The organism is Sphingomonas sp. ASV193 (genome assembly GCF_040203355.1).
GTDB lineage: Bacteria > Pseudomonadota > Alphaproteobacteria > Sphingomonadales > Sphingomonadaceae > Sphingomicrobium.
This window is the reverse complement of sequence record NZ_JBEHBW010000003.1, coordinates 149,739-172,147: the sequence shown is the minus strand read 5'-3', so window position 1 is coordinate 172,147 and position 22,409 is coordinate 149,739. Positions and strand designations below refer to the sequence as shown.

Genomic DNA, 22,409 nt, shown 5'->3' with positions numbered 1-22,409 from the left:
CGCCAAGCCATGAGGTGCCAATGACCCTGCCCCCGCCCCCGCTCGCCGCGCAGAAGCCGCACACCAACGAGGCGCATGGCGTGACGTGGGACGACCCGTGGCACTGGCTCCGCGACCCCGGCTACCCCGAGGTCACCGACGCCGAGGTGCTCGATTATCTGAAGGCGGAGAATGCCTATTTCGAAGCGGCGATGGCGCCGCACCGGCCGCTCGTCACCGAATTGTTCGAGGAGATGAAGGGCCGCATCAAGGAGGACGATTCGACCGTCCCGGTGCGCGACGGGGCCTTCCTCTACCGCTCGGCGTTCAAGCCGGGGACGCAGTACCGCCTGTGGTACCGCACCCCGGTCGGCGGCGGCGCCGAGGCGCTGATCTTCGACGAGAATGCCGAGGCCGAGGGCAAGGATTATTTCCGCCTCGGCGCCTTCGCGGTCTCCCCCGACGGCACGAAGCTGGCGACGCTGGTCGACGACGACGGGTCGGAGCGGTTCAAGCTGGTCGTCCGTGACCTCGCCAACGGGCAGGACCTCGAAACGCTGACCAAGGTCGGGATCGGCGCACCGGTCTGGACCAACGACAGCGGCGGGCTGGTGTTCACCGAGGTCAACGACCAGTGGCGAAGCTACCGCGCGCGCTACCAGCGGCTCGGCTCGGGCGAGGCGACGACGCTCTACGAAGAGACAGACGACATCGCCTTTTCGGTCGGCGTCGACCGCACCACCGACCGCGAATGGATCGTCATCTCGACCGGCAACAACTCGTCGAACGAGGTGCGCTTCGTCTCCGTCGCCGACCCGAGCGGCCCGCTGACGCTGGTCAGGCCGCGCGCGCCCGACCGCCAGTACGAAATCGACAGCGCGCACGGGCGGCTGTGGATCCTCGCCAACGACACCCACGTCAATTTCCGCCTCGCCAGCGCCGACCCGGCCAACCCCGGCGCGTGGCGAGAGGAAATCGCCGGCGACGACCGCACCTATCTTCGCGGGATCGCCAGCCACCGCGATCACCTGCTCGTCACCGCGCGGGTCGATGGGCTCGACCAGCTGCTGCTCCGCCCCTACGACGGCGGCGCGCCCGAGCGGGTGCCGTTCGCCGAGGCGAGCTACAGCGCCGCCTTCGCCGGCAACCCCGAATATGCTCCCGATGCCTACCGCCTCGCCTATTCGTCGATGGTCACCCCGCAGACCGTCTACGACTACCACCCGGCGACCCGCGCGCTCGAGGTGCTAAAGGTCCAGGAAATCCCGTCGGGTTACGACGCGGGCGACTATGTCACCGAGCGGCTGATGATCGAGGCGCGAGACGGGGTGCGCGTCCCGGTCTCGGTGCTTCGCCGCAAGGACAGCCCCAAGGACGGCAGCGGCAAGCTGTTCGTCTACGGCTACGGCGCTTACGGCTATGCGATCCCGCCGAGCTTCTCGGTCACGCGCCTCAGCCTCGTCGATCGCGGCTTCGCCTTCGCCATCGCCCACATCCGCGGCGGCGACGACCTCGGCTACCAGTGGTTCCTCGACGGCAAGCTCACGAAGCGCGAGAATGCGTTCAACGATTTCGTCGATGTGACCAGGGGGCTGATCGATGCGGGCTATGCCAAGCCCGGCCGGGTCGCCGCGCAGGGCGGGTCGGCGGGCGGCGAGCTGATGGGCGCGGCGGTCAACCAGGCGGGCGAGCTTTACGGCGCGGTCGTCGCCGACGTGCCCTTCGTCGACGTGCTCAACACGATGCTCGACGACACGCTGCCGCTGACGCCCGGCGAATGGACCGAGTGGGGCAACCCGATCGTCGACAAGGCCGCGTTCGACCTCATCCGCGGCTACAGTCCCTACGACAATGTCGCCGCCAGGCCCTATCCGCCGATGCTGATCACCGGCGGCCTGACCGACCCGCGCGTCACCTACTGGGAGCCGGCCAAGTGGGCGGCGAAACTGCGCGCGACCAAGACCGACACCAACCCGCTCTACCTCAAGATCAACATGGGCGCGGGCCACGGCGGCAAGTCGGGCCGCTGGAACGCGCTCGAGGAACTCGCCGAGGCCTACGCCTTCGTGCTGACCCAGGTCGCATGAGCGAGCGCCCGCCATATACCCAGTCGATCACCGCGACCGAGGCCGACATCGACGAGCTCGGCCACGTCAACAATGCGGTGTGGGTGAAGTGGATCCAGGACGTCGCGGTCGCGCATTGGCACGCGGTCGCCGACCCGGCGCACCACGACGCCTACGTCTGGGTCGTGGTGCGGCACGAGATCGATTACCTGCGCGCGGTTCTCCCGGGCGAGACGGTGACCGCGCGCACCTGGGTCGGCGATGCGCCGAAGGGCGCGCGGTTCGACCGACACATGGAATTCACCGGTGCCGACGGAAAACCGCGCGTCCGCGCCCGCACCCAGTGGGCGATCCTCGACCGCGCGACCGGCCGTCCGCTGCGCGTGCCCGCCGAGGTGATCGCCCCGTTTTTGGCCGATTGACGCGCCGCGCGCCGGGGCGCAGCATCGCGCGATGGCCCGGCCGATCCTCTACGACTATTTTCGCTCGTCGGCGGCCTATCGCGCGCGGATCGCGCTCAATCTCAAGGGCGTCGAATACGAATCGCGCCCCGTCAGCCTCGCCAGCGGCGAGCAGAAAAAAGCCGGCTACCGGATGAAGAACCCGCAAGGGCTCATCCCGATGCTCGAGATCGACGGCCACCGGATCGGCCAGAGCCTCGCCATCTGCGACTATCTCGACGCCAACTACCCCGACCCGCCGTTCGTGCCCAAGGACGCCGCCGACCGCGCGCACGTGCTCGGGCTCGCGCTGACCGTCGCCTGCGACATCCATCCGCTCAACAATCTCCGCGTGCTCAAATATCTCACCGGCGAGCTCGGCCAGCCCGAGGCGGCGAAGGACGAATGGTATCGCCACTGGATCGCCGAGGGGCTCGCCGCGCTCGAGCTGCTCGCCCGCCCGCGCGCCGGCGCCTTCCTGTTCGGCGACGCGGTCAGCCTCGCCGACATCTGCCTCGTCCCCCAGCTCTACAACGCGCGGCGCTTCTCGATCTCGATCGATCCCTATCCCACGCTCCGCCGCGCCGACGAGACGGCGAGCGCGCACCCGGCATTCGCCGCCGCCCATCCCGAACGACAGGACGTCCCCGCATGAACCGGGTCGACACGATGAACCGCGGCTTCGAGGACGCGCGCGCCCTTGCCGAACTCGACATCCCGCCGATGAAGGACAAGGTCAGCGCCGAGGAATGGGCGGTCCGCGTCGACCTCGCCGCCGCCTACCGGATGGTCGCGCACTACGGCTGGGACGATCTCATCTTCACCCACCTTTCGGCGCGAGTGCCGGGGCCCGAGCATCATTTCCTCCTCAACCCCTACCAGCTGATGTTCGAGGAGGTCACCGCCTCCTCGCTGGTCAAGGTCGACGTCCACGGCAATCCGGTCGAGCCGACCCCGTTCATCACCAATCCGGCGGGCTTCACCATCCACTCGGCGATCCACATGGCGCGCGAGGACGCGCAGGCGGTGATGCACCTCCACACCCCAGCGGGGCAGGCGGTCAGCGCGCACGAGGAGGGACTGCTGCCGCTTACCCAGACCGCGATGCTGGTCCGCTCCGACCTCGCCTTCCACGATTACGAGGGCGTCGCCACCGACCTCGACGAGCGCGAGCGGCTGGTCGCCGACCTCGGCGACAAGGGCGGAATGATCCTTCGCAACCACGGCACGCTCGCGGTCGGCGGCACGGTCGGCGAATGTTTCGTGAAGCTCTATTTCATCGAGCGCGCGTGCGAGGCGCAGATCATGGCGCTGAGCGCGGGGAATAAGTGCAACAACCCGCCGCAGGGCACCCCCGAGCTCGCCGCCGCGCAGGGCTCGGTCGGGCTCAAGCTCGCCGCCAACCTGCTCGCGTGGCCCGCGCTCAAGCGCAAGGCCTACCGGCTCGATCCCTCGTTCGCGAGTTGATGGCCACCCTTTCATTCAGCCTTGCGCCAGCTATCGCTGGCTAACGCGAATCACCGACGTGCGGAGACCCTTGCCAATGCCCCGACCGATCCTCGCCGCGAGCGGCCTGGCCCTCGCCCTCGCCGTGGCCGCGAGCGCCAGCGCGCAGAGCCGCCCGCAGCTGTTCGTCGCCCCTTCGGGCGAGCCGTTCCGCGCCGCCGCGGGCGAGCCTTACCCGGCCGCCAAATGGTTCGCCGCCGCCGACCTCAACCATGACGGCAAGATCGAGGATTACGAGTTCATCGCCAATGTCGCCGCCTATTTCGACCGGCTCGACATCAACCACGACGGCATCCTCTCGCCCGACGAGATCAAGGGCTACGAGGATCACGAGCTACCCGGCATCCTCGGCCGCGCCGATGGCGCATGGCACGGCGGGGAAGCCTATTCGAAGCGCTCGCCCGACGCGGCCAAGACCCGGGACGACGACGAGATGGCCTCGAAGCGCGCGGATCGCGGGCGCGGCCAGTCGGCCAACGACGACGACCGGCCGTCCGACGGCAACGACGGCGGCGAAGCGGCGCGCCTCGCCCGGATCAACGCCGCCGCCTTTCAGAGCGACCTGTTGCGCGGTGCCGGGCGCTTCGGGCTGGTCCCGATTCCCGAGCCGATTACCGCGATGGACAGCAATTTCGACGGCCGCGTGACGAAGGCCGAGATGATGGCCGCCGCCCGCCGCCGGTTCAAGCTGCTGGCGGGCGACCAGGGCTATCTGACGCTCGCCACGCTGCCGAAGACCGCCGTCCAGCGCTAGGGGCAGGCGACCCCTTTACCATCGCCGGGTGCGTTCCCATCTGGGTGACGGGCGGGGGACAACCGAAATCGAAGGTGTCCCGATGAAAATCCTGATGGTCCTGACCAGCCACGACCGGCTTGGCGACACGGGCAAGAAGACCGGCTTCTGGCTCGAGGAGTTCGCTGCCCCCTATTACGTGCTCAAGGACGCCGGCGCCGACATCACGCTCGCCAGCCCCGCCGGCGGCCAGCCGCCGCTCGATCCCAAGAGCGACGAGCCCGACGCGCAGACCGACGCCACCCGCCGGTTCAAGTCAGACCCCGCCGCGCAGCAGGCGCTCGCCTCGACGCGCAAGCTCGCCGAGGTCGCCGACCAGCCGTTCGACGCGGTCTTCTACCCCGGCGGCCACGGCCCGCTGTGGGACCTCGCCGAGGACCCGGTGTCGAAGCGGCTGATCGCCTCGACGCTGACGGCCGACAAACCGGTCGCGCTGGTCTGCCACGCCCCGGGCGTGCTCAAGGATGTGGTCGACGCGACCGGCAAACCGCTCGTCGAAGGCCGCAAGCTGACCGGCTTCACCAACGAGGAGGAAGAGGCGGTCGGGCTGACCGAAGTCGTCCCGTTCCTGCTCGAGGACGCGCTCAAGGCGAAGGGCGCCGATTATTCGAAGAAAGGCAAGTTCGAGCCCTATGTCGTGACCGACGGGCTGCTGATCACCGGCCAGAACCCGCCGTCGAGCGAACCCGCGGCCGAAGCGCTGCTCAAGGTGCTCGAGGAAGCGAAACAACCCGCCTGAGATAAGGTGAACCACAGGCGCCGACATCCCGTGACGGGGTGTCGGCGTCGCGTCCGTCGGGCGCGTCAATCCGACGAGGGCTGAGGCAGGCGCTGCATATTATGTCGGCTCGCCGTCCGGCGGATCATGCGCGCGCACGCACCCCCCGGTTGCTTGCCCGCGAATGATGGTCGGGGAGAGAGGATTCGAACCTCCGGCCCCTGCCTCCCGAAGACAGTGCTCTACCAGGCTGAGCTACTCCCCGACCGGAACCCGCGCGCGCCAGCGCACGAGAGCCAAGGCGCGGGCTTCCTAGCCGCGCCTTTCCCCGAGCGCAACCGCGATATTCACCGGCCGAGCAGCGACAGCCAGTCGGTGTGCCGGACGAACTTCTCGCGCGGGGCCCCGGCGCGCGCCGCGGCCACCTCGGCGGCCTCGATCGTCCGCCAGTCGTCGAAGCTGGTCGGATGGACGCCGCGCGCGCCCAGCAACGCCGCCAGTCCCTCGTGGCCCGCCTTCCCGCCGTCCGACCCCTCGGGCATCGCGGCGGCGATCTGGGCGGCGACTTCCTGCCCGTCGGGGCGGTTGGTGCCGATCGTCCCCGACGGCCCGCGCCGCGCCCAGCCGACGGCGAACAACCGGTCGGCGATTCGACCCTCCTCGTTGGCGTAGCGGCCGCCTGTCTGGTCATAGGGCACCCCGCCGATCGGCGGCGCGGCATAGCCGATGCAGCTGACCACGAGGCGCGCCGGCACCGCATATTCCTCGCCGGTCCCGACCGCCCGCGCGCCGTCGAGCCGGGTCCGCTCGACGATCACCCGTTCGGCGCGCCCCTCGCCCTCGATCCGCACCGGCCGCGCGAAGAAATCGAACACGATCCGCTTGGGCCTGGCCGCGTCGGGCGCGACGAACCCGCGCAAATGCGCCACCGACTTGCGCATCCCGGGCTCGAGCGCGGCGTCCGCGCCCTCGTCGGGAAGATCGCCCGGATCGACTTCGGGCGAGGCGGCAGCGAGATGGCCGAGCTCGCCCAACTCCTTCGGCGTCATTGCGATCTGGTGCGGCCCGCGCCGCCCGAGCAGGGTGATCGTGCGGAGCCGGCTATGGTCGAGCGCATCGATCGCGTGGTTGACGATGTCCGCCCCGGCGAACTCGTCGCGCGTCTTGCTGAGGATTCGCGCGACGTCGAGCGCGACATTGCCGTTGCCGATCACCACCGCGGCCTCGCCATCGAGCGGCGGGTCGAGGTCAGCGAAGTCGGGGTGCCCGTTGTACCAGCCGACGAACGCCGCCGACCCGACCACGCCGGGCAAATTCTCGCCCGCGATGCCGAGCGCGCGGTCGTGCGGGGCGCCGGTCGCCAGCACGACCGCGTCGTAGAGGCCGAGCAGTTGATCGACCGACACCGCCTCGCCGACCGCGACGTTGCCGATGAAGCGCACCCCCTCGCTCTCGGCGACCTGCTCGTAACGGCGGCTGACTGCCTTGATCGACTGGTGGTCCGGCGCGACCCCGAAGCGGATCAGCCCGTAGGGCACCGGCAGCTTGTCGATCAGGTCGATCGCCGCGCCCGCGCCATAGGCCTTCGCCAGCGCCTCGGCGGTGTAGAATCCCGCCGGCCCCGAACCGACGATCGCGAAATGGCGCATGCGGCGACTCCCTGTCGCCGGAGTCTAGGCGCGCTTGTCCTCGAGCAGCAAGTTGGAACCCTGGCTTTTCAGCGCCGCAGCGATCGGCCCCGCGAATAGCCCGAGCATCCCGGGCAGCAGCACGCGGCAATGGACCAGCGCGTCGCGCACGTCGATCTGGCTTTCGACCGCCTGCCCCATCGCGTGGATCGTCAGGTGGAGCGTGTCGCCGTCCCAGCGGTTGGCGACCGCCGCCCCGCCCGGGATATGGCGCTCGAGCGACCCGATATTGGTCTCGAGGCGGCGGCGGGCCTCGGCCTTGCCGAGCTGGTGCGGGATGTCGACATCGATCGGCTGGCTCATGGATGCGATGATGGGAGGCCGCCCCGCCCTTTTCAACCGCGCGCCTTTTCAACCGCGCGCGCGGGTGTAGGCTGGCATCATGCGCCAAGTCGCCGCTCTGTCGTCCGCCGCTTTGTTCTGCGTCCTCTTCGCCGGAAGCGGCAGCGCGCAATGGCTCCCCGGCACCCGCACCCCGGGGTACGACCCGGCCGCCGATTATGTTACCCCCGGGCAGGACGAGCCCGGTTACCGCCGCTGGGTCGCCGCCGACCCGATCCGCGCGACCTATGTGAAGTCGTTCAACGACTATCTCGTCGCCAACGGCGTCGGCGGGGTCGCCCCGACGTGGCAGCTGCTGCGCACCGCCAGCGACTGGCAGAGGTGCGGCGCGCAGCCCTACGACATCCCCCCGCCCGATACCTGGCCCAACCTCGTCGTCGCGCTGCGCTACATCGGCGCCTATGTCGTCCCCGCGGTCGGCCCGGTCGAGCCGGTCAGCAACTATCGAAACCCCGCGCTCAACGCCTGCGCCAAGGGCGCGCCGACCAGCACGCACATGACCGGCGGCGCGGTCGACATGGTCCCGCTAACCCCGATCAGCCGCGAGGAACTGATGGTCCGGCTGTGCCGGCTCCACGTCGCCAGCGGCGGGTGGAACAGCATCGGCCTCGGCTTCTACAAGGGGCTGCGCTTCCACATCGACGCCCGCAAGGCGCGCGAATGGGGGACGGCCGGCGCGCACGGCGGATGGGGCTGCCCGGCAGTGCTGGCCGAGGGCGCGCTGCCGTTCGGCACGACCCCCCTGCCTCAAATGCCGCCGACCCCTGTTGTCCCGCTCAGGCTCGACGAGAAACCCGACCCGCTGGCCCCTACCCCCTGACCGTATTTGCGCCCCTTGTGTTGCGCGAATAACACACCACATCGCCGCCGAACGACGACCGAGGGGCTGACATGGATTTCGAGAAACTGACCGACCGGGCGCGCGGCTTCCTGCAGGCGGCGCAGACCATCGCGGTGCGCGAGCATCACCAGCGGATCACCCCGGCGCATTACCTCAAGGCGCTGCTCGACGACGAGCAGGGCATGGCGGTCGGGCTGATCGACGCCGCGGGCGGCGACGGCAAGGCCGCGCGCCGCGCGGTCGACGCGCTGGTGGCGAAGGAACCGGCGGTGACCGGCAGCGGCGCGACCAGCGCCCCCGGCGTCGACGGCGACCTGCTGCGCGTGCTCGACAGCGCGCAGGAGATCGCGACCAGGGCGGGCGACAGCTACGTCACGGTCGAGCGCATCCTGCTCGCCTTCGCGCTCGCCAAGGGCAGCGCCGAGGGCAAGGCGCTCGCCGACGCGGGCCTTACCCCGCAGGCGCTCAACGCGGCGATCGACAAGCTTCGCGGCGGACGCACCGCCGATACGCAGGGGTCCGAAGACCGCTACGACGCGCTCAAGAAATATACCGTCGACCTCACCGCGCGCGCGCGCGACGGCAAGCTCGACCCGGTCATCGGCCGCGACGAGGAAATCCGTCGCACCGTGCAGGTCCTCGCCCGCCGCACCAAGAACAACCCGGTGCTGATCGGCGAGCCCGGCGTCGGCAAGACCGCGATCGCCGAAGGCCTCGCGCTGCGCATCGCCAACGGCGACGTCCCCGACGGGCTCAAGGACCGCCAGCTGCTCAGCCTCGACATGGGCGCGCTGATCGCCGGCGCGAAATATCGCGGCGAGTTCGAGGAACGGCTCAAGGGCGTGATCGACGAGGTCAAGCAATCCGACGGCGCGATCATCCTGTTCATCGACGAGATGCACACGCTGGTCGGCGCCGGGAAGGGCGAGGGCGCGATGGACGCGGGTAACCTGCTCAAGCCCGCCCTGTCGCGCGGCGAGCTCCACGTGATCGGCGCGACCACGCTCGACGAATATCGCAAGCATGTCGAAAAGGATGCCGCGCTCGAACGACGCTTCCAGCCGGTGTTCGTCGGGGAGCCGACCGTGGCCGACACCATCTCGATCCTGCGCGGATTGAAGGAGAAGTACGAGCTCCACCACGGGGTGCGGATCACCGACGCGGCGCTGGTCGCGGCGGCGACGCTGTCCAACCGCTACATCGCCGACCGCTTCCTGCCCGACAAGGCGATCGACCTGATGGACGAGGCCGCCTCGCGGCTGCGCATGGAGGTCGAATCGAAACCCGAGGAAATCGAGACCCTCGACCGCCGCATCATCCAGCTCAAGATCGAGCGCGAGGCGCTGAAAAAGGAAAGCGACGCCGCCTCGAAGGAGCGGTTGGCGCGGCTTGAACAGGAGCTCGCCAACCTCGAGCAGCAGTCGAGCGAGCTGACCGCGCGCTGGCTCGCCGAAAAGGAAAAGATCGCAGGCGAGGCCTCGGTCAAGGCCGAGCTCGACGCCGCGCGCATCGAGCTCGAACAGGCGCAGCGGGGTGGCGACCTCGCCAAGGCCGGAGAGCTTCAATACGGGCGCATCCCCGAGCTTGAGAAGAAGCTCGCCGACGCCGCCACCGCCAGCGCGGGCGCGATGCTTCGCGAGGAAGTCACCGCCGACGACATCGCCTCGGTGGTCAGCCGCTGGACCGGCGTCCCCGCCGAGCGGATGATGGAAGGCGAGCGCGAGAAGCTGCTGGCGATGGAAGCGACCATCGGCGCGCGCGTCATCGGCCAGGAAGACGCGGTCAAGGCGGTCTCCGCCGCGGTCCGCCGCGCCCGCGCGGGGCTGCAGGACCCCAACCGCCCGCTCGGCTCGTTCCTGTTCCTCGGCCCGACCGGGGTCGGCAAGACCGAGCTAACCAAGGCGCTCGCCGGCTTCCTGTTCGACGACGACAGCGCGATGGTCCGCATCGACATGAGCGAGTTCATGGAAAAGCACGCGGTCGCCCGGCTGATCGGCGCACCCCCGGGCTATGTCGGTTACGAGGAAGGCGGCGTGCTGACCGAGGCGGTCCGCCGCCGCCCCTACCAGGTCGTGCTGTTCGACGAGGTCGAAAAGGCGCACGGCGACGTGTTCAACGTGCTGCTCCAGGTGCTCGACGACGGCCGCCTGACCGACGGGCAGGGCCGCACCGTCGACTTCACCAACACGCTGATCATCCTCACTTCGAACCTCGGCTCGCAATATCTCGCCAATCTCGGCGAGGACGAGGACGTCGCCAAGGTCGAGCCTCAGGTGATGGAGGTCGTGCGCGGCCATTTCCGCCCCGAATTCCTCAACCGGCTCGACGAGATCATCCTGTTTCATCGCCTGTCGGCGAGCCACATGGCGCCGATCGTCGACATCCAAGTCGCGCGGCTCGGCCGGCTGCTCGAGGACCGCAAGATCCGGCTCGACCTCACCCCCGAGGCCCGCGCCTGGCTCGGCCGCGTCGGCTACGACCCGGTCTACGGCGCGCGCCCGCTCAAGCGCGCGGTCCAGAAATACCTCCAGGACCCGCTCGCCGACGAAATCCTTTCCGGCCGGGTCCGCGACGGCTCGACCGTCAGGGTCGACGAGGGCGACGGCGGGCTTGTGTTGACACCCTGACGGCACCTGTCCCAAGCCGCGGCGATGCCGTCGATCCCCTATTTCACGCAGGCTCTCGAGGCGTTGCGAGCCGGCGACCGTCGTGGCGCGGCGGCTCTCCTCGCAAAGCAGCTCACCCCAGGGAATACCTCGCCGAAAAACCTTGCCAGCGTCGCGCAACTGGCGGGGCATATCGGCGAGGCCGATCTTGCCATCGAGGCCGCACGGCAGGCAGTCGTTCCCGGTTCTATTTCTTCCCGTCTCGGCTGGTGGTCTGCGCTCGCCACGTTCGGCCGCACGCAGGAAGCGGTAGCGGACCTCGAACGGCAGCCTAGCGCGGTCCAAAACAATCCTCATGTCGTTCATTTTCGTGCGACCGTCGCCAGCCAAGTCGGTCGCGCCGAGGAGGCCGAGCAGTTGTTCCGCCAGTCGCTCGCGGCAATCCCGGAATCGCTCCCCACCTGGTTCTCGCTCGCGATGATCAAGACCTTCGTCCCCGGCGATCCTGACATCGCCGCGATGGAGCGTCTTGAGAGTTTGCACGCAGCGCCGCCCGAGGCACGCGCAAGCCTGATGCACGGCCTAGGCAAGGCGTGGGAAGACATCGGCGATGTCGACCGTGCCTTCGATTATTATCGGAAGGGAGCGGCGATCAGTTTCGGGGCCCGGCCGGTCGACCTTACCGGACTGCTGCGGGCGGCGGACCGGACGGTGACGGAGTACGGCCCCGATTTCGCCGAGCGCCTGGCTCCCTCGACCTTCGAAGGACAAAGGTCCCTGTTCGTCACCGGCATGCCCCGATCGGGGACGACCCTGACCGAGCAGATCCTCCTCAGCCATTCGAACGTCTTGGACGGGGCCGAACTCAACCTCTTCGGGGCTGCGCTGCTGCCCGCGGGCGGGACGCTGGCGACAGCTGTGGCCTATCAGGAAAAGCGCGGGTCGTCCGACCCGTGGGGCGACATTGCGCGGGATTATGCCGGGCTGGTCGACCGCCATTTCCGGTCGTCGTCCCTGATCGTCGACAAATCTCTCAATCAGGGCCTGATGGTCGGACTCATGCTCCATGCGATGCCCGATGCAAAGATCGCCTGGCTACGACGCAATCCCGGGGATGTCGCGTTGTCGTGCTTCGCCACCTACTTCGCCGGCGGCCTTCCATGGACCAATTCCTTGGCTGCAATCGCCGACTTCATGCGCATGGAAGACCGGCTGTTCGATCATTGGCAGCAATGCTTCCCAGAACAAATCCTCGCTGTCCCTTACGAATCGCTGGTCGAACGTCCCGGCGAATGGGCGCTCAAGCTGCAGCGTCATTTCGATCTGCAGACCGAAGCCGGGCTTGAGCAAATCTCGCGAAAAGGGCGCGCCGTAAGGACCGCCAGCGTGGGACAGGTGCACGATAGGATCACCACGCGCCGAATCGGCCGGGCCGAGGCCTTCGCAAGGCACCTCAAGCCTTTTTACGATCGCTACGACGGGTAGCCCGTCGCGCGCGAGGGAAGCGGACGCTCCCTTTCCCGCTCGGCATTCCCGACAACAAGAAAGGGCCGCTCCCTTCCAGGAGCGGCCCCTCTTTTTTGCCGGATCCGTTACCGGACCCTGCCGCGGTGCTTAGCCACGCTCCCCGGCGGGGGGCGGAGGCGGCGGCGGCGGCGGCGGCGGCGGCGGCGGGCAGGTCGCCGTCGCGTCGATCACCGTTCCGTCCGGGCAGGTCTGCGTCTGCACCGGGGGCGGGGGCGGCGGCGGCGGCGGCGGCGGCGGGGGCGGCGGCGGCGCCGAATGCCCACCCCACATCAGGTCGAGCCCGAGGCGGACGTAGCGCGGCGTCTGGTACGCCGTCGGGGTCCGGTAAAGGACATCCGCGATGTAGGTGCCGTCTCCGTTCGCAGCCTGTTCCTGCTGCGCATAGCGCTGGATCACCGCGTGCGAGTTGAAGACGTTGAACACGTCCGCCCGCAGCGTGAGCTTGCGCTGGTCGTTGTCGCCCAGCGGCACGTTGAAGCGCGCCGACAGGTCGATCTGCTTCAGCCAGTTCGACTTCCAGCCGGTGCCACGCGGCGACGGAGCCTGACCCGTGTAGGTCGGGGTGCCATCGATCGTGGTCAGGCCGGTACCGCAGTAGAAGCTCGAGGCACCGTAACCCGCGGCATGCGAATCGGTCGGGTGGATACCCTCGCACGACCCGTGCATCGGCGACTGCACGAAGATATTCGCGCCGAGCGTGAACATCTTGCCGAAGTGATAGCCGCCGAACAGCTTGAACTGCCAACGGTGATCGTTCGGCAGCAGGCCGTACGAGTAGTCCGACAGGCCGAGGTAGTCGAAGTCCTGCGTCGAACCCGCGTCGGTCTGCGCGCCGTTGCCGGCGTCCGACTTCACGGTGCCTTCGGTGTTACCCTTCAGCTTCGACCAGGTGACCGACCCGCTCGCCAACCAGACACCGTCGTCGGTGCGGTTGAAGTCGAGGATGATCGCCTTGTACGTGCGCTTCGGCTTCGGGAACGTCAGGCCCGTCAGCGTGACCGGCGAGACCTGGCCCTTCGTGGCCAGGTACCAGTCGTTGAGCGTGATCGACGACTGGCCGACGTTCCAGATGTAGTAGGCGCTGTTGTTGCTGTAGAAGTCGCACTGCTGGCCCGCCAGGTTGGTCGGGTTGCCGTCCGCATCGTAGGTCGCACTCGGGCAGAAGTGATCCGCCAGCTGCGGCGCGAAATCGGTGTCTTCCGAAACGCGCTTAAGCTTCCGGTAGATGCCGTTGATGCCAAAGCTCAGCCGCGGCGTCGCCTGATAGCGGGTGCCGAGAATGAACTCGTCTTCGTAGGTCGCCTTGGTGCCCGGGACGATCTTGGCGATCGCCGGGTTCTGGACGTTCGCGCCGAACACGAGGCAGGTGTTCGCCCCGTTCTGCGGCGAGCCGGGGGCCGCCGACAGGTCTTCCGGACAGGCCGAGGCATAGCCCGAGTTCCCGAGGAAGGTCAGCGCCGGCCCGATCGGCCCAAGCGGCAGACCCGTGGTCGGGTCATACTTGAAGGCAGCGCGCTGCGCCGACGTCGGACGACCCGACGGATCCTGACCCGGATAGGCGAAATATTCGGCGAAATAGTCGTCGCGGCCGCGGAAGCCGAGGTTCATCGCCGGCGGGATGAAATAACGGCCGTAGCTGCCGAAGAACTTCCAATTCTGGAGCGACGGCGGCGAGTAGCTGAACGCGACGCGCGGGCCCCAGTTGTTCTTGAAGTTCAGATACTGCTCACCCGACAGGTTCGCCTGCTTGAAGATGTCGTCGCGGATGCCGAAGTTCACCGTCAGGCCATCGACCGGGGTCGTCCACGAGTCTTCGGCATAATAGGCCGTGTCGGTCGCCGACACGTGGCCGCCGAGCCGCTCGTAGATCACCTGGATGCCGTTCGCCCGGTAGCGATAGAGGACCGGAAGCGTGCCGACCGCCGAAGTGATCTTGTCTTCGCTCAGGTCTTCGTTGTCGAAGCCGAAACGGACGTGATGCTGGCCGGCCGCCGTGAAGCGGATGTCGGCATCGCCGCGGTAGAACCGGCGACGGGTCTTGTTGATCGCCTGGGTCGCGAACGGCTGGTCGGCCGAGACGACGACCGTCGCGCCGCCCGTCGTTTCCGGACGGCGATCCTGGACGTAGTAGTTGCTCGTCGACGACGGCAGGACGCTCGAGTCGTCCTTGTTGACGCCGTACGCGCCCGACAGGGTCAGCCACGGGGTGACGTCGCCGGTGTAGCGCGCGACCCAGTTCAGGCCACCGTCGAAGATCTTCTGCGTGCCCTGCGACGCACCGATGGTACCACCGGTGAAGTTGCTGTTCGGCGTGAACTCGTACGCGGTCTGGTAGCCGACGTTGCGGGTGTCGAAGATCGTGAACTCGAAGTGCTGCGTCGGGTTGATGTACGCATCGAGCTTGCCGCCGTAGAACGGATCATTGTTCTTGGTGCGGTAGAAGGTGGTGCTCGAAGCCGCCTCGTCGGTCTGACGGTTGGCCGAGATCAACCCGTAGATGAACAGGTGATCCGGGATGATCGCGCCGCCGGCCTCGAGGGTCAGCTGCTTCGAATCATGCTTGCTCATGCGGCCGATCGTCGACGGGTTCGTCGCGAGGCCGATGTTCGGGCTGTAACCCTCCAGGCTGCGCGGCTCCCAGTCGAAGTGGAGCGCGATGAACGGATCGTTGGTGCCCGACTTGGTGGTCGCGTTGAGCACGCCGCCGGTCGCACGACCGAATTCGGCCTGGTAGCCGCCGGTCTGCACGTCGAGGTTCTTGTAGAAATAGAACGGCACGCGCGCCGACCCGACATAGGTGTCCGGGTTGGTGATGTTGAGGCCGTTCACATAGTAGGCGTTCTCGGCGACCGACGAACCGCCGACCGTCGGCACGTCGCCGAAGCCGGTGACGCCGCGCTGCACCGTCGGGGCCAGCAGGGCGATCGCGGTCACGCTGTGCGCGATCGGGGCGTTCGCATTGACCGCCTGGACGTCGATGTTGAGGCCGGTCGCGGCCTGCGTCGCACGCTGGCGCGCACGGCCGGTGACGACGATCTCGTTGCTGCCGAGCGCCTGCGTCTGCAGGCCGACGGTAACCGTGCTCTGCTGAGCGGCGGTGATCGTGATCGTGTCCTGCGACTTGCTGTAACCCGCGGCGCTGACGCTCAGGTTGTACTGGCCCGGGACAAGGCCGGCGGCGGTGAAGTTACCGCTGCCGTCGGTCACGAAGGTGCGGGTCTGGCCCTGAGCGGCACTGGTCAGGCTGACCGTCGCGCCGGCGACCGGGGCGCCCGAGTTGTTGGTCACGGTGCCAAGCAGCGCGCCCGTTGTGTAGTCCTGCGCGGCAGCCGGGGCAGCCGCAAACACGGCAGCACCCGCTCCGACGATGGCGATGGTCTGCAACGCGGCAGACGCACGCAAGATCGATTTCTTCATGTATTTCCTCCGAGACCGAGCCGTCTCTTGACGGACTCAAGCTTGAACCGAGGGCCTCGACCCCCACTTCAACGCGCCTTCTGCGGGCAGACGCGCTCGACTGTAAAGTTTCTGAAAGACTGCGCGGAACCTTTTGTGCCGCACTGTGTCAGTGCCGCCACAGTGCCGCCACAGGGGCGGAGGCCCCTATTTCGCGGCGCGCTGCTCGGCTTCGAGGCTCGCCGCGGCGTCGGCATAGGCCTCCTGCCGCGCGACCGACCAGTAGCGCAGTTCGTCGAGCGGAATCTGGATCCCGCTGATCGCGCAGACGACATGGTCGCCGTCGCTCAGCAGGCGGAAGCTGGCATCCATGTAATGCACGCGCGCCACGCGGCCGCGCCCGGTCATCAGCATCTCAATCCTCCGCCGGCGGCGCGTCGAACAACCCCGGCTGCGGTTCGCCATAGGCCGCGCGGCGCTTTCGCTCAACCGGCGGGCGAAACGCCCTGGGCAGCGTCGTCCCCGGGTCGCCGGCGTTCGCCGCGACCACCCCGTCGGCGAAGTGGAGGTCAAGCGCCCCCGCCTGCCGCGCGTCGTGCGCATGGGTCAGCGTCCGTCCCGCCCGGTCGGTCACCCGGACGTAGCCGCGCTGCAACGGCTTTTCGGGATGCGCCAGCTCGGCCAGCCGCCACAGCCCCGCCAGCCGGTCGCCCGCGCGCTCGATCTTCTGCGCCACCAGCCGCGAATCGAGCCGTGGCGCCACCCCGGCAAGGTCGGCGCGCGCGTGCGCGGCGCGGGCGGCGAGCGCGCGGGGCAGCCGCGCCCCCGCCTCGTCGAGTCGCCGCGCGAGCGGATCGAACAACGCCCCCGGTTCGGGCCAGCGCTCGCTCGCCGCCGCGAACCGCTCGCCCGCGCGCTGCACCAGCCGCCGCGCCGCCCCGGCCTTGCGCTGCCCGTGTCCGCCGAGCGTCTCGACCAGCTCGGCGCGCACCGGCACCGCAATCTCGGCGGCGGCAGTCGGGGTCGGCGCGCGTCGGTCGGCGGCGAAGTCGATCAGCGTGGTGTCGGTCTCGTGCCCGACCGCGCTGATCAGCGGGATCGGCGATTCGGCCGCCGCGCGCACCACCACTTCCTCGTTGAACGCCCACAAATCCTCGACCGACCCGCCGCCGCGCGCGACGATCAGCAGGTCGGGCCGCGCGGCGTGGGTGGCGAAGCCGCGAATCGCCGCCGCCACCTTGTCCGCCGCCCCGTCGCCCTGCACCGGCACCGGCCACAGCACGACATGGCTCGGGAACCGGTCGGCGAGCCGGTGGAGGATGTCGCGAATCACCGCCCCGGTCGGCGAGGTCACCACCCCGATCGTGCGCGGCAGATAGGGCAGCCGCCGCTTGCGCGATTCGTCGAACAGCCCCTCCGCCGCCAGCGCGCGGCGGCGTTTGTCGAGCAGCGCCATCAGCGCCCCCTCGCCCGCCAGCTCCATCCGGTTGACGACGATCTGGTATTTCGACCGCCCCGGATAGGTCGTCAGCTTGCCGGTCGCGATCACCTCGGCCCCGTCTTCGGGGGCGAAGGCGAGCGCGCCCGCCTGCCCGCGCCAGATCACCGCGTCGATGCACGCCTCGTCGTCCTTCAGCGTGAAATAGCAGTGCCCCGACCCGTGCCGCTTCCACCCGGAGATCTCGCCGCGCACCCGCACCCGGTCGAACGCGGTCTCGACCGTCCGCTTGAGCGCGCCCGACAGCTCGCCGACCGACAGCGGCGGCGAATTGTCGCCCTGCCGCTCGTCGGCTAACAGGCCGGCTCGGTCGGGATCGGGAGTGGTCATGAACATCCTTTTGCTGGGGTCTGGCGGGCGCGAGGATGCGCTCGCCTGGCGGTTGAGGCAATCGCCGAGCTGCGACGAGCTGGTCTGCGCGCCCGGCAATCCCGGGATCGCGCGCTGGGCCGAATGCGTCGCGCTCGATCCGTGCGACCCGGCCGAGGTGGTGCGCCTCGCCCAGGCACGCAACATCGACCTCGTCGTCGTCGGGCCCGAGGCGCCGCTGGTCGCCGGGGTCGCCGACGCCTGCCGCGCCGCCGGCATCGCGGTGTGCGGCCCGTCGGCCGCCGCCGCCGAGCTCGAAGGCTCGAAGGGGTTCACCAAGGATCTTTGCGCAAAGGCCGGAATCCCGACCGCCGCCTACGTCCGGGTCGACACCGCCGCCGCCGCGCTCGCCGCGCTCGACCGCTTCGCGATCCCCGTGGTAATCAAGGCCGACGGGCTGGCGGCGGGCAAGGGCGTCACCGTCGCGGCGACCCGCGCCGAGGCCGAGGCCGCGATCCACGCCGCGGGCGACGGGCATATGGTCATCGAGGAGTTTCTCGACGGCGAGGAAGCGAGCCTGTTCGTCCTCGTCGACGGCGCCCGCTGCGCCGCGCTCGCCAGCGCGCAGGACCACAAGCGGGTCGGGGAAGGCGACACCGGCCCCAACACCGGCGGGATGGGCGCCTACAGCCCCGCTCCCGTCCTCACCCCCGCGCTCGAGGCACGCGCGATGCGTGAGATCGTCGAGCCGACCGCGCGGGCGATGGCCGAGGCCGGTACCCCGTTCAACGGCGTCCTGTTTGCCGGGCTGATGCTGACCGCCGAGGGGCCGAAGCTGATCGAATATAATGTCCGCTTCGGCGACCCCGAGTGCGAGGCGATCATGCCGCGCATCGCCGGCGACTTCGCCGCGTTGCTGGCCGACGTCGCCAACGGGCGGATGGACGATCTCGACCTCGAGCTCGAGGAAGCGGTGACGATGACCGTCATCGTCGCCGCGCAAGGCTACCCCGGCACCCCGAAGAAAGGCGGCGCGATTCGCGGCCTCGACGAGGCCGAGGCGGAAGGCGCGATCGTCTTCCAGGCGGGCACGGCGGCGCAGGACGGCGGCCTCGTCGCCAGCGGCGGGCGGGTCCTCGCGGTCACCGCCGCGGGCGAGACCCTCGCCGACGCGCGCGACGCCGCCTATGCCGCGCTCGCGAAAATCGACTTCGCCGACGGCTTTCATCGCCGCGACATCGGCTGGCGCGAGCTGGAACGCGCGCGCGGCGCGGCGGTTACGCCTTCATGACCCCCGTCCGCTTCCGCTTCCACGCGCTCGGCATCGCCGCGACCATGGCGGTCGCCGCGCTCTGGCACGGTCCGCTCGGCGCGGGCGAACGCATGGCGAGCTTCCTCGAAAACGAGACCCGCGCGATGCTTGTCAAAAACGAGGCCCCGCCGTTCACCGTCGCGATCCACCGCGCCCCGCTGACCCGCACGATCCACCTCGGCGGGCAGGGCAACGACTTCCAGCGCGGGATGATGGTCGAGGATGTCGAGGCGCTGCCCGGGGTCGAGGCCGCGACCTACCGCCGCCGCGCCGAGGGCGTCTGGCCGCTGCTGCTCGAGGTCGAAATCCTCGCGCTGGTCGGCTTCGCGGCGGGGATGATCCTCGCCTACGTCTTCGGGCTTCGGCGGTTGTCGCACCAATATGATCCGTTCTAGGGCGCGCCGGTGCTGACGCTGCTGCAATTTTACTGGCCAGTTCTCGCGGCGGGACTGGTGATCGGACTGCTCGTCGGCCGCCGCCTTTACGTGCCGCCCAAACGCACCCTGCGCGATCACAACAAGGAGAAATGATGACCGACCTGTTCGCCCAGCACCCGCTGATCGTCGTCATCGGCGCGCTGGTGATCCTCGCGCTGCTGTTCCTCGCCTTCCGCCCGCGCCAACGGGTGACGCTGACCGACAGCGCCCCGGTCCGCCCGCACATGGCCTCCAGCCACGCCCCGGAGGCGCACGAGGGCCGCGGGGTCGGCGACGAATTCGCCGCCGCGACCAGCGACGTCGCCGGCGACATCTTCAACGCGCGGATCCACGCCAACCTCCCCGGCGCGGGCGGCCCGCCCGACGACCTGCTGCTGCTGAAAGGCGTCGGCCCCAAGCTCGCCGAGCTGCTCAACGCGCGCGGCCTCACCCGCTTCGACCAGATCGCCTCCCTCAGCGAAGGCCAGCTCGAAACCCTCGACAGCTCGCTCGGCGCGTTCCGCGGCCGCCTCGCGCGCGATCGGGTGACCGAACAGGCCGACTATCTCGCGCGCGGCGACACCGACGGGTTCGAACAGAAGTTTGGGAAACTCTAGGACGCCGCCGCCACTTCCTCCGGCGCGGCGCGCTTGCGCTTGCGGCTGACCAGCAGCTTGTCGATCTTGCGCCCGTCCATGTCGAGCACCTCGAACGACCAGCCGTCGTGGGTGAAGGTCTCGCCCTCGCCGGGCAAATGCTTGAGCACCGACAGCGCGAACCCGGCGACGGTCGAATAGTCGCGGTCGGCGGGCATGGCGACGCCGATGCGGTCGGCCAGCAGGTCGGCGCTCGCCGCCCCGCTCACCAGCCAGCTGCCGTCGTCGCGCTCGACCAGCGGCTGGTCCTCGCCCTCGTCCATGTCGTTGGCGAACGCCCCCGCCAGGCTCGCGAGGATCGAGCCCGGGGTGACGATCCCGTCGAGATGGCCATATTCGTCGTGGACCAGCGCCAGCGGCACCTCGGCGTGGCGAAGCACCGCCAGCGCGTCCATCGCGTCCATCATGTCGGGGATCACCGGCGCGTCCTTGCGCAGCTCGCCGATCGCGATCGACCGGCCCTCGAGCAGCGCGCACAGCATGTCGCGGGTCGATACCACCCCGACGATGTCGTCGACCGACCCGCGCGCCACCGGCAGTCGGCTGTGCGAGCTTTCGGCCAGCACCGCGCGAATGTCCGCCGCGCTCGCCTGGGCGTCGATCCAGTCGATCTCGGTGCGCGGGGTCATCACCTCGCGCACCGGCCGGTCGGCGAGGCGGACGATCCCGCTGATGATCGCGCGCTCATTTTCCTCGATCACCCCGGCGCTGGTCGCCTCGGCGACGACCAGGTGAAGCTCCTCGGCGGTCACGACATTCTTCGATTCGCGGGTCAGCCCGAGCAGCCTGAAGATCGCCGCGCTGGTGCGGTCGAGCAGCCACACGAACGGCGCGGTCGCCTTGGCCAGCCACAGCATCGGGCGGCTCATGATCGCGGCGATCGGCTCGGGACTGCGCAGCGCCACCTGCTTGGGCACCAGCTCGCCGATCACCAGGCTGGCGAAGGTGGTCAGCACGATTACCAGCGTGAAGCCCGCCTGCGCCGCGGTCTCGTGGCTGAGCCCGAGCCGCTCCAGCCGCTCGGCCACCGGCTCGCCCAGGCGCGAGCCCGAAAAGGCCCCCGCGACCACCGCGATCAGCGTGATCCCGCTCTGCACCGTCGCCAGGAATCGCCCCGGATCGCCCGACAATTCGAGCGCGACCCGCGCCCCGTTGCTGCCGGTCTTGGCCATCGCCTTCAACCGCGCCTCGCGCGACGAGACGATCGCCAGCTCGCTCATCGACAGCACCCCGTTCAGCGCGACGAGCGCGAGGATGATGACGATGTCGATCCACGGAAAAGGGGCCAGCGGCTGGGTCATGCGGTGAGCGGTCCATGCCGGATCGTGACCGCGACGGCAAGAATCAGCCGGGAAGTTCGCCCTGCCGCCGCTCGGCGAAAAAGCCGCGCAGCTGCGCCGCCGCCTCGTCCTCGCCCAGCCCGGCGACAATCTCGGGCCGGTGGTGGCAGGTCGGCTGGGCGAACAGCCGGGGACCGTTGACCACCGCCCCGCCCTTGGGGTCCTCGGCGGCGAAGCAGAGCCGCCCGATCCGCGCCAGCGCGATCGCCCCCGCGCACATCGCGCACGGCTCCAGCGTCACCCACAGCTGGCACTCGTCGAGCCGCGAGGTGCCGAGCGCCGCCCCGGCGCGGCGGAGCGCGACGACCTCGGCATGGGCGGTGGGGTCGGTCGCCCCGCGCATCGCGTTGGCCGCCTCGGCGACGATCGTCTCGCCGCGCGTGACCACCGCGCCGACCGGCACTTCGCCCGCCCGCGCCGCCTCGGCGGCGAGGTCGAGCGCGCGGCGCATGGCGGGGGGAAGCAGCAGCGAGCCCATGGCCGCCCCCCTAGCAGCCGTCGGGCACGAACCCTAGCGCGCGGCCTGGTTGGCGGGCTGCGGTTGGCCTTGTGGCTGCGGCGGCGTGGGCCGCGTCACCTCGATCTTGGGAACGTTGACCTGCGCGGTGCCGGGTTTGATCTCGACCTGCGGGACGGTGACGTTCGCCGGCCCGGTCCCGACCCCGACCGACCCGGTCTGCACCTCGAACGCGGGCGGCTGGCCGCCGTGGGCGGTGACGGTGGTGCCGTTGACGCTGACTCCGGGAAGCTGCGCGGGCTGGGTCTGGTAGACCTGCCAGAAACCTGTCTTGATCGCGATCAGCGCGGCCACCACCACCACCATGAGTATCAGCAGAACCGCGCGCATCCCCATCTCCTGTTATCTTGTCTCGTCCCCGAGCAGCCATCCAACGCAACAAAGCGTGTCGGGTTGCGGACGCTTCGCCGCGCGCGGTCACCGCCCACCGGCCAGTTGACGATTCGCCCTTCGCCCGGT

The 22,409-nt window shown here is 69.4% G+C and carries 21 protein-coding genes and 1 tRNA gene; 13 read left to right on the top strand and 9 right to left on the bottom strand.

From position 1 onward, the window contains the following. Positions 1–20: 20 nt before the first annotated feature. The 6 genes from ABDK56_RS07080 (at position 21) to ABDK56_RS07055 (ending at position 5,523) form a co-directional block, all read left to right on the top strand. Entirely contained in the window at positions 21–2,066 is a 2,046-nt protein-coding gene (locus tag ABDK56_RS07080) for a S9 family peptidase (protein ID WP_349807497.1), read from the top strand. After that, entirely contained in the window at positions 2,063–2,467 is a 405-nt protein-coding gene (locus tag ABDK56_RS07075) for an acyl-CoA thioesterase (protein ID WP_349807496.1), read from the top strand. The genes ABDK56_RS07080 and ABDK56_RS07075 overlap by 4 nt, the downstream gene beginning before the upstream one ends. Before the next feature lie 31 nt (positions 2,468–2,498). Beyond that, positions 2,499–3,140 (top strand): maleylacetoacetate isomerase, encoded by a 642-nt coding sequence (maiA, locus tag ABDK56_RS07070; protein ID WP_349807495.1) that lies wholly within the window; start codon positions 2,499–2,501, stop codon positions 3,138–3,140. Positions 3,141–3,208: 68 nt separating this feature from the next. Next, complete coding sequence (locus ABDK56_RS07065) at positions 3,209–3,952, top strand: class II aldolase/adducin family protein (protein WP_349807798.1); 744 nt, start codon at positions 3,209–3,211, stop codon at positions 3,950–3,952. 76 nt (positions 3,953–4,028) lie between these two features. Beyond that, entirely contained in the window at positions 4,029–4,745 is a 717-nt protein-coding gene (locus ABDK56_RS07060) for an EF-hand domain-containing protein (RefSeq protein WP_349807494.1), read from the top strand. A gap of 82 nt (positions 4,746–4,827) precedes the next feature. Continuing rightward, positions 4,828–5,523, top strand: coding sequence for a type 1 glutamine amidotransferase domain-containing protein (locus tag ABDK56_RS07055; RefSeq protein ID WP_349807493.1), 696 nt, complete (start codon positions 4,828–4,830; stop codon positions 5,521–5,523). 167 nt (positions 5,524–5,690) lie between these two features. Here ABDK56_RS07055 and ABDK56_RS07050 read toward each other — a convergent pair. From ABDK56_RS07050 to ABDK56_RS07040, 3 genes are all read right to left on the bottom strand, one after another. Then, positions 5,691–5,767, bottom strand: a tRNA-Pro gene (locus ABDK56_RS07050). Between the two features lie 82 nt (positions 5,768–5,849). Next, positions 5,850–7,151, bottom strand: a complete 1,302-nt coding sequence (locus tag ABDK56_RS07045; protein ID WP_349807492.1) for an FAD-dependent oxidoreductase — start codon at positions 7,149–7,151, stop codon at positions 5,850–5,852. 24 nt (positions 7,152–7,175) lie between these two features. Then, the gene (locus ABDK56_RS07040) at positions 7,176–7,493 is read right to left on the bottom strand and encodes a polyhydroxyalkanoic acid system family protein (protein WP_349807491.1); all 318 of its coding nucleotides are present in this window, start codon (positions 7,491–7,493) and stop codon (positions 7,176–7,178) included. A 79-nt stretch (positions 7,494–7,572) separates the two neighbouring features. Between ABDK56_RS07040 and ABDK56_RS07035 the strand changes: the two genes are divergently transcribed. From ABDK56_RS07035 to ABDK56_RS07025, 3 genes are all read left to right on the top strand, one after another. Then, on the top strand, positions 7,573–8,352 hold the full coding sequence (locus tag ABDK56_RS07035; RefSeq protein WP_349807490.1) for a hypothetical protein: 780 nt from the start codon (positions 7,573–7,575) through the stop codon (positions 8,350–8,352). Positions 8,353–8,423: 71 nt separating this feature from the next. After that, the gene (gene clpB / locus ABDK56_RS07030) at positions 8,424–11,000 is read left to right on the top strand and encodes an ATP-dependent chaperone ClpB (protein WP_349807489.1); all 2,577 of its coding nucleotides are present in this window, start codon (positions 8,424–8,426) and stop codon (positions 10,998–11,000) included. 24 nt (positions 11,001–11,024) lie between these two features. Further along, positions 11,025–12,464, top strand: coding sequence for a tetratricopeptide repeat-containing sulfotransferase family protein (locus tag ABDK56_RS07025; protein WP_349807488.1), 1,440 nt, complete (start codon positions 11,025–11,027; stop codon positions 12,462–12,464). A gap of 129 nt (positions 12,465–12,593) precedes the next feature. Here ABDK56_RS07025 and ABDK56_RS07020 read toward each other — a convergent pair whose 3' ends face one another. From ABDK56_RS07020 to xseA, 3 genes are all read right to left on the bottom strand, one after another. Further along, the gene (locus ABDK56_RS07020; RefSeq protein WP_349807487.1) at positions 12,594–15,923 is read right to left on the bottom strand and encodes a TonB-dependent receptor; all 3,330 of its coding nucleotides are present in this window, start codon (positions 15,921–15,923) and stop codon (positions 12,594–12,596) included. Between the two features lie 186 nt (positions 15,924–16,109). Then, on the bottom strand, positions 16,110–16,316 hold the full coding sequence (locus tag ABDK56_RS07015) for a DUF2093 domain-containing protein (protein ID WP_349807486.1): 207 nt from the start codon (positions 16,314–16,316) through the stop codon (positions 16,110–16,112). 1 nt (position 16,317) lies between these two features. Beyond that, positions 16,318–17,730, bottom strand: coding sequence for an exodeoxyribonuclease VII large subunit (gene xseA, locus ABDK56_RS07010; RefSeq protein ID WP_349807485.1), 1,413 nt, complete (start codon positions 17,728–17,730; stop codon positions 16,318–16,320). Between xseA and purD the strand changes: the two genes are divergently transcribed. The 4 genes from purD to ABDK56_RS06990 are packed head-to-tail and all read left to right on the top strand — an operon-like array spanning position 17,729 to position 20,054. Beyond that, positions 17,729–19,000, top strand: coding sequence for a phosphoribosylamine--glycine ligase (gene purD / locus ABDK56_RS07005; RefSeq protein WP_349807484.1), 1,272 nt, complete (start codon positions 17,729–17,731; stop codon positions 18,998–19,000). The genes xseA and purD overlap by 2 nt on opposite strands. Continuing rightward, positions 18,997–19,416, top strand: a complete 420-nt coding sequence (locus ABDK56_RS07000) for a hypothetical protein (protein ID WP_349807483.1) — start codon at positions 18,997–18,999, stop codon at positions 19,414–19,416. The genes purD and ABDK56_RS07000 overlap by 4 nt, the downstream gene beginning before the upstream one ends. A gap of 9 nt (positions 19,417–19,425) precedes the next feature. Further along, on the top strand, positions 19,426–19,551 hold the full coding sequence (locus ABDK56_RS06995) for a hypothetical protein (protein WP_349807482.1): 126 nt from the start codon (positions 19,426–19,428) through the stop codon (positions 19,549–19,551). Then, the gene (locus tag ABDK56_RS06990) at positions 19,551–20,054 is read left to right on the top strand and encodes a helix-hairpin-helix domain-containing protein (protein WP_349807481.1); all 504 of its coding nucleotides are present in this window, start codon (positions 19,551–19,553) and stop codon (positions 20,052–20,054) included. Before ABDK56_RS06995 ends, ABDK56_RS06990 begins: the two co-directional genes overlap by 1 nt. Here the strand turns inward: ABDK56_RS06990 and ABDK56_RS06985 are convergent. Genes ABDK56_RS06985 through ABDK56_RS06975 form a run of 3 tightly spaced genes read right to left on the bottom strand, consistent with a single transcriptional unit; the run spans position 20,051 to position 22,280 of the window. Continuing rightward, positions 20,051–21,394 carry a hemolysin family protein gene (locus tag ABDK56_RS06985; RefSeq protein ID WP_349807480.1) on the bottom strand — a complete coding sequence of 448 codons (1,344 nt, stop codon included), beginning with the start codon at positions 21,392–21,394 and terminating at the stop codon, positions 20,051–20,053. The two genes, ABDK56_RS06990 and ABDK56_RS06985, sit on opposite strands and share 4 nt — an antisense overlap. 43 nt (positions 21,395–21,437) lie before the next feature. Further along, the gene (locus ABDK56_RS06980) at positions 21,438–21,911 is read right to left on the bottom strand and encodes a nucleoside deaminase (RefSeq protein WP_502959275.1); all 474 of its coding nucleotides are present in this window, start codon (positions 21,909–21,911) and stop codon (positions 21,438–21,440) included. Positions 21,912–21,944: 33 nt separating this feature from the next. Continuing rightward, positions 21,945–22,280 (bottom strand): hypothetical protein, encoded by a 336-nt coding sequence (locus tag ABDK56_RS06975; RefSeq protein WP_349807479.1) that lies wholly within the window; start codon positions 22,278–22,280, stop codon positions 21,945–21,947. Positions 22,281–22,409: the final 129 nt, after the last annotated feature.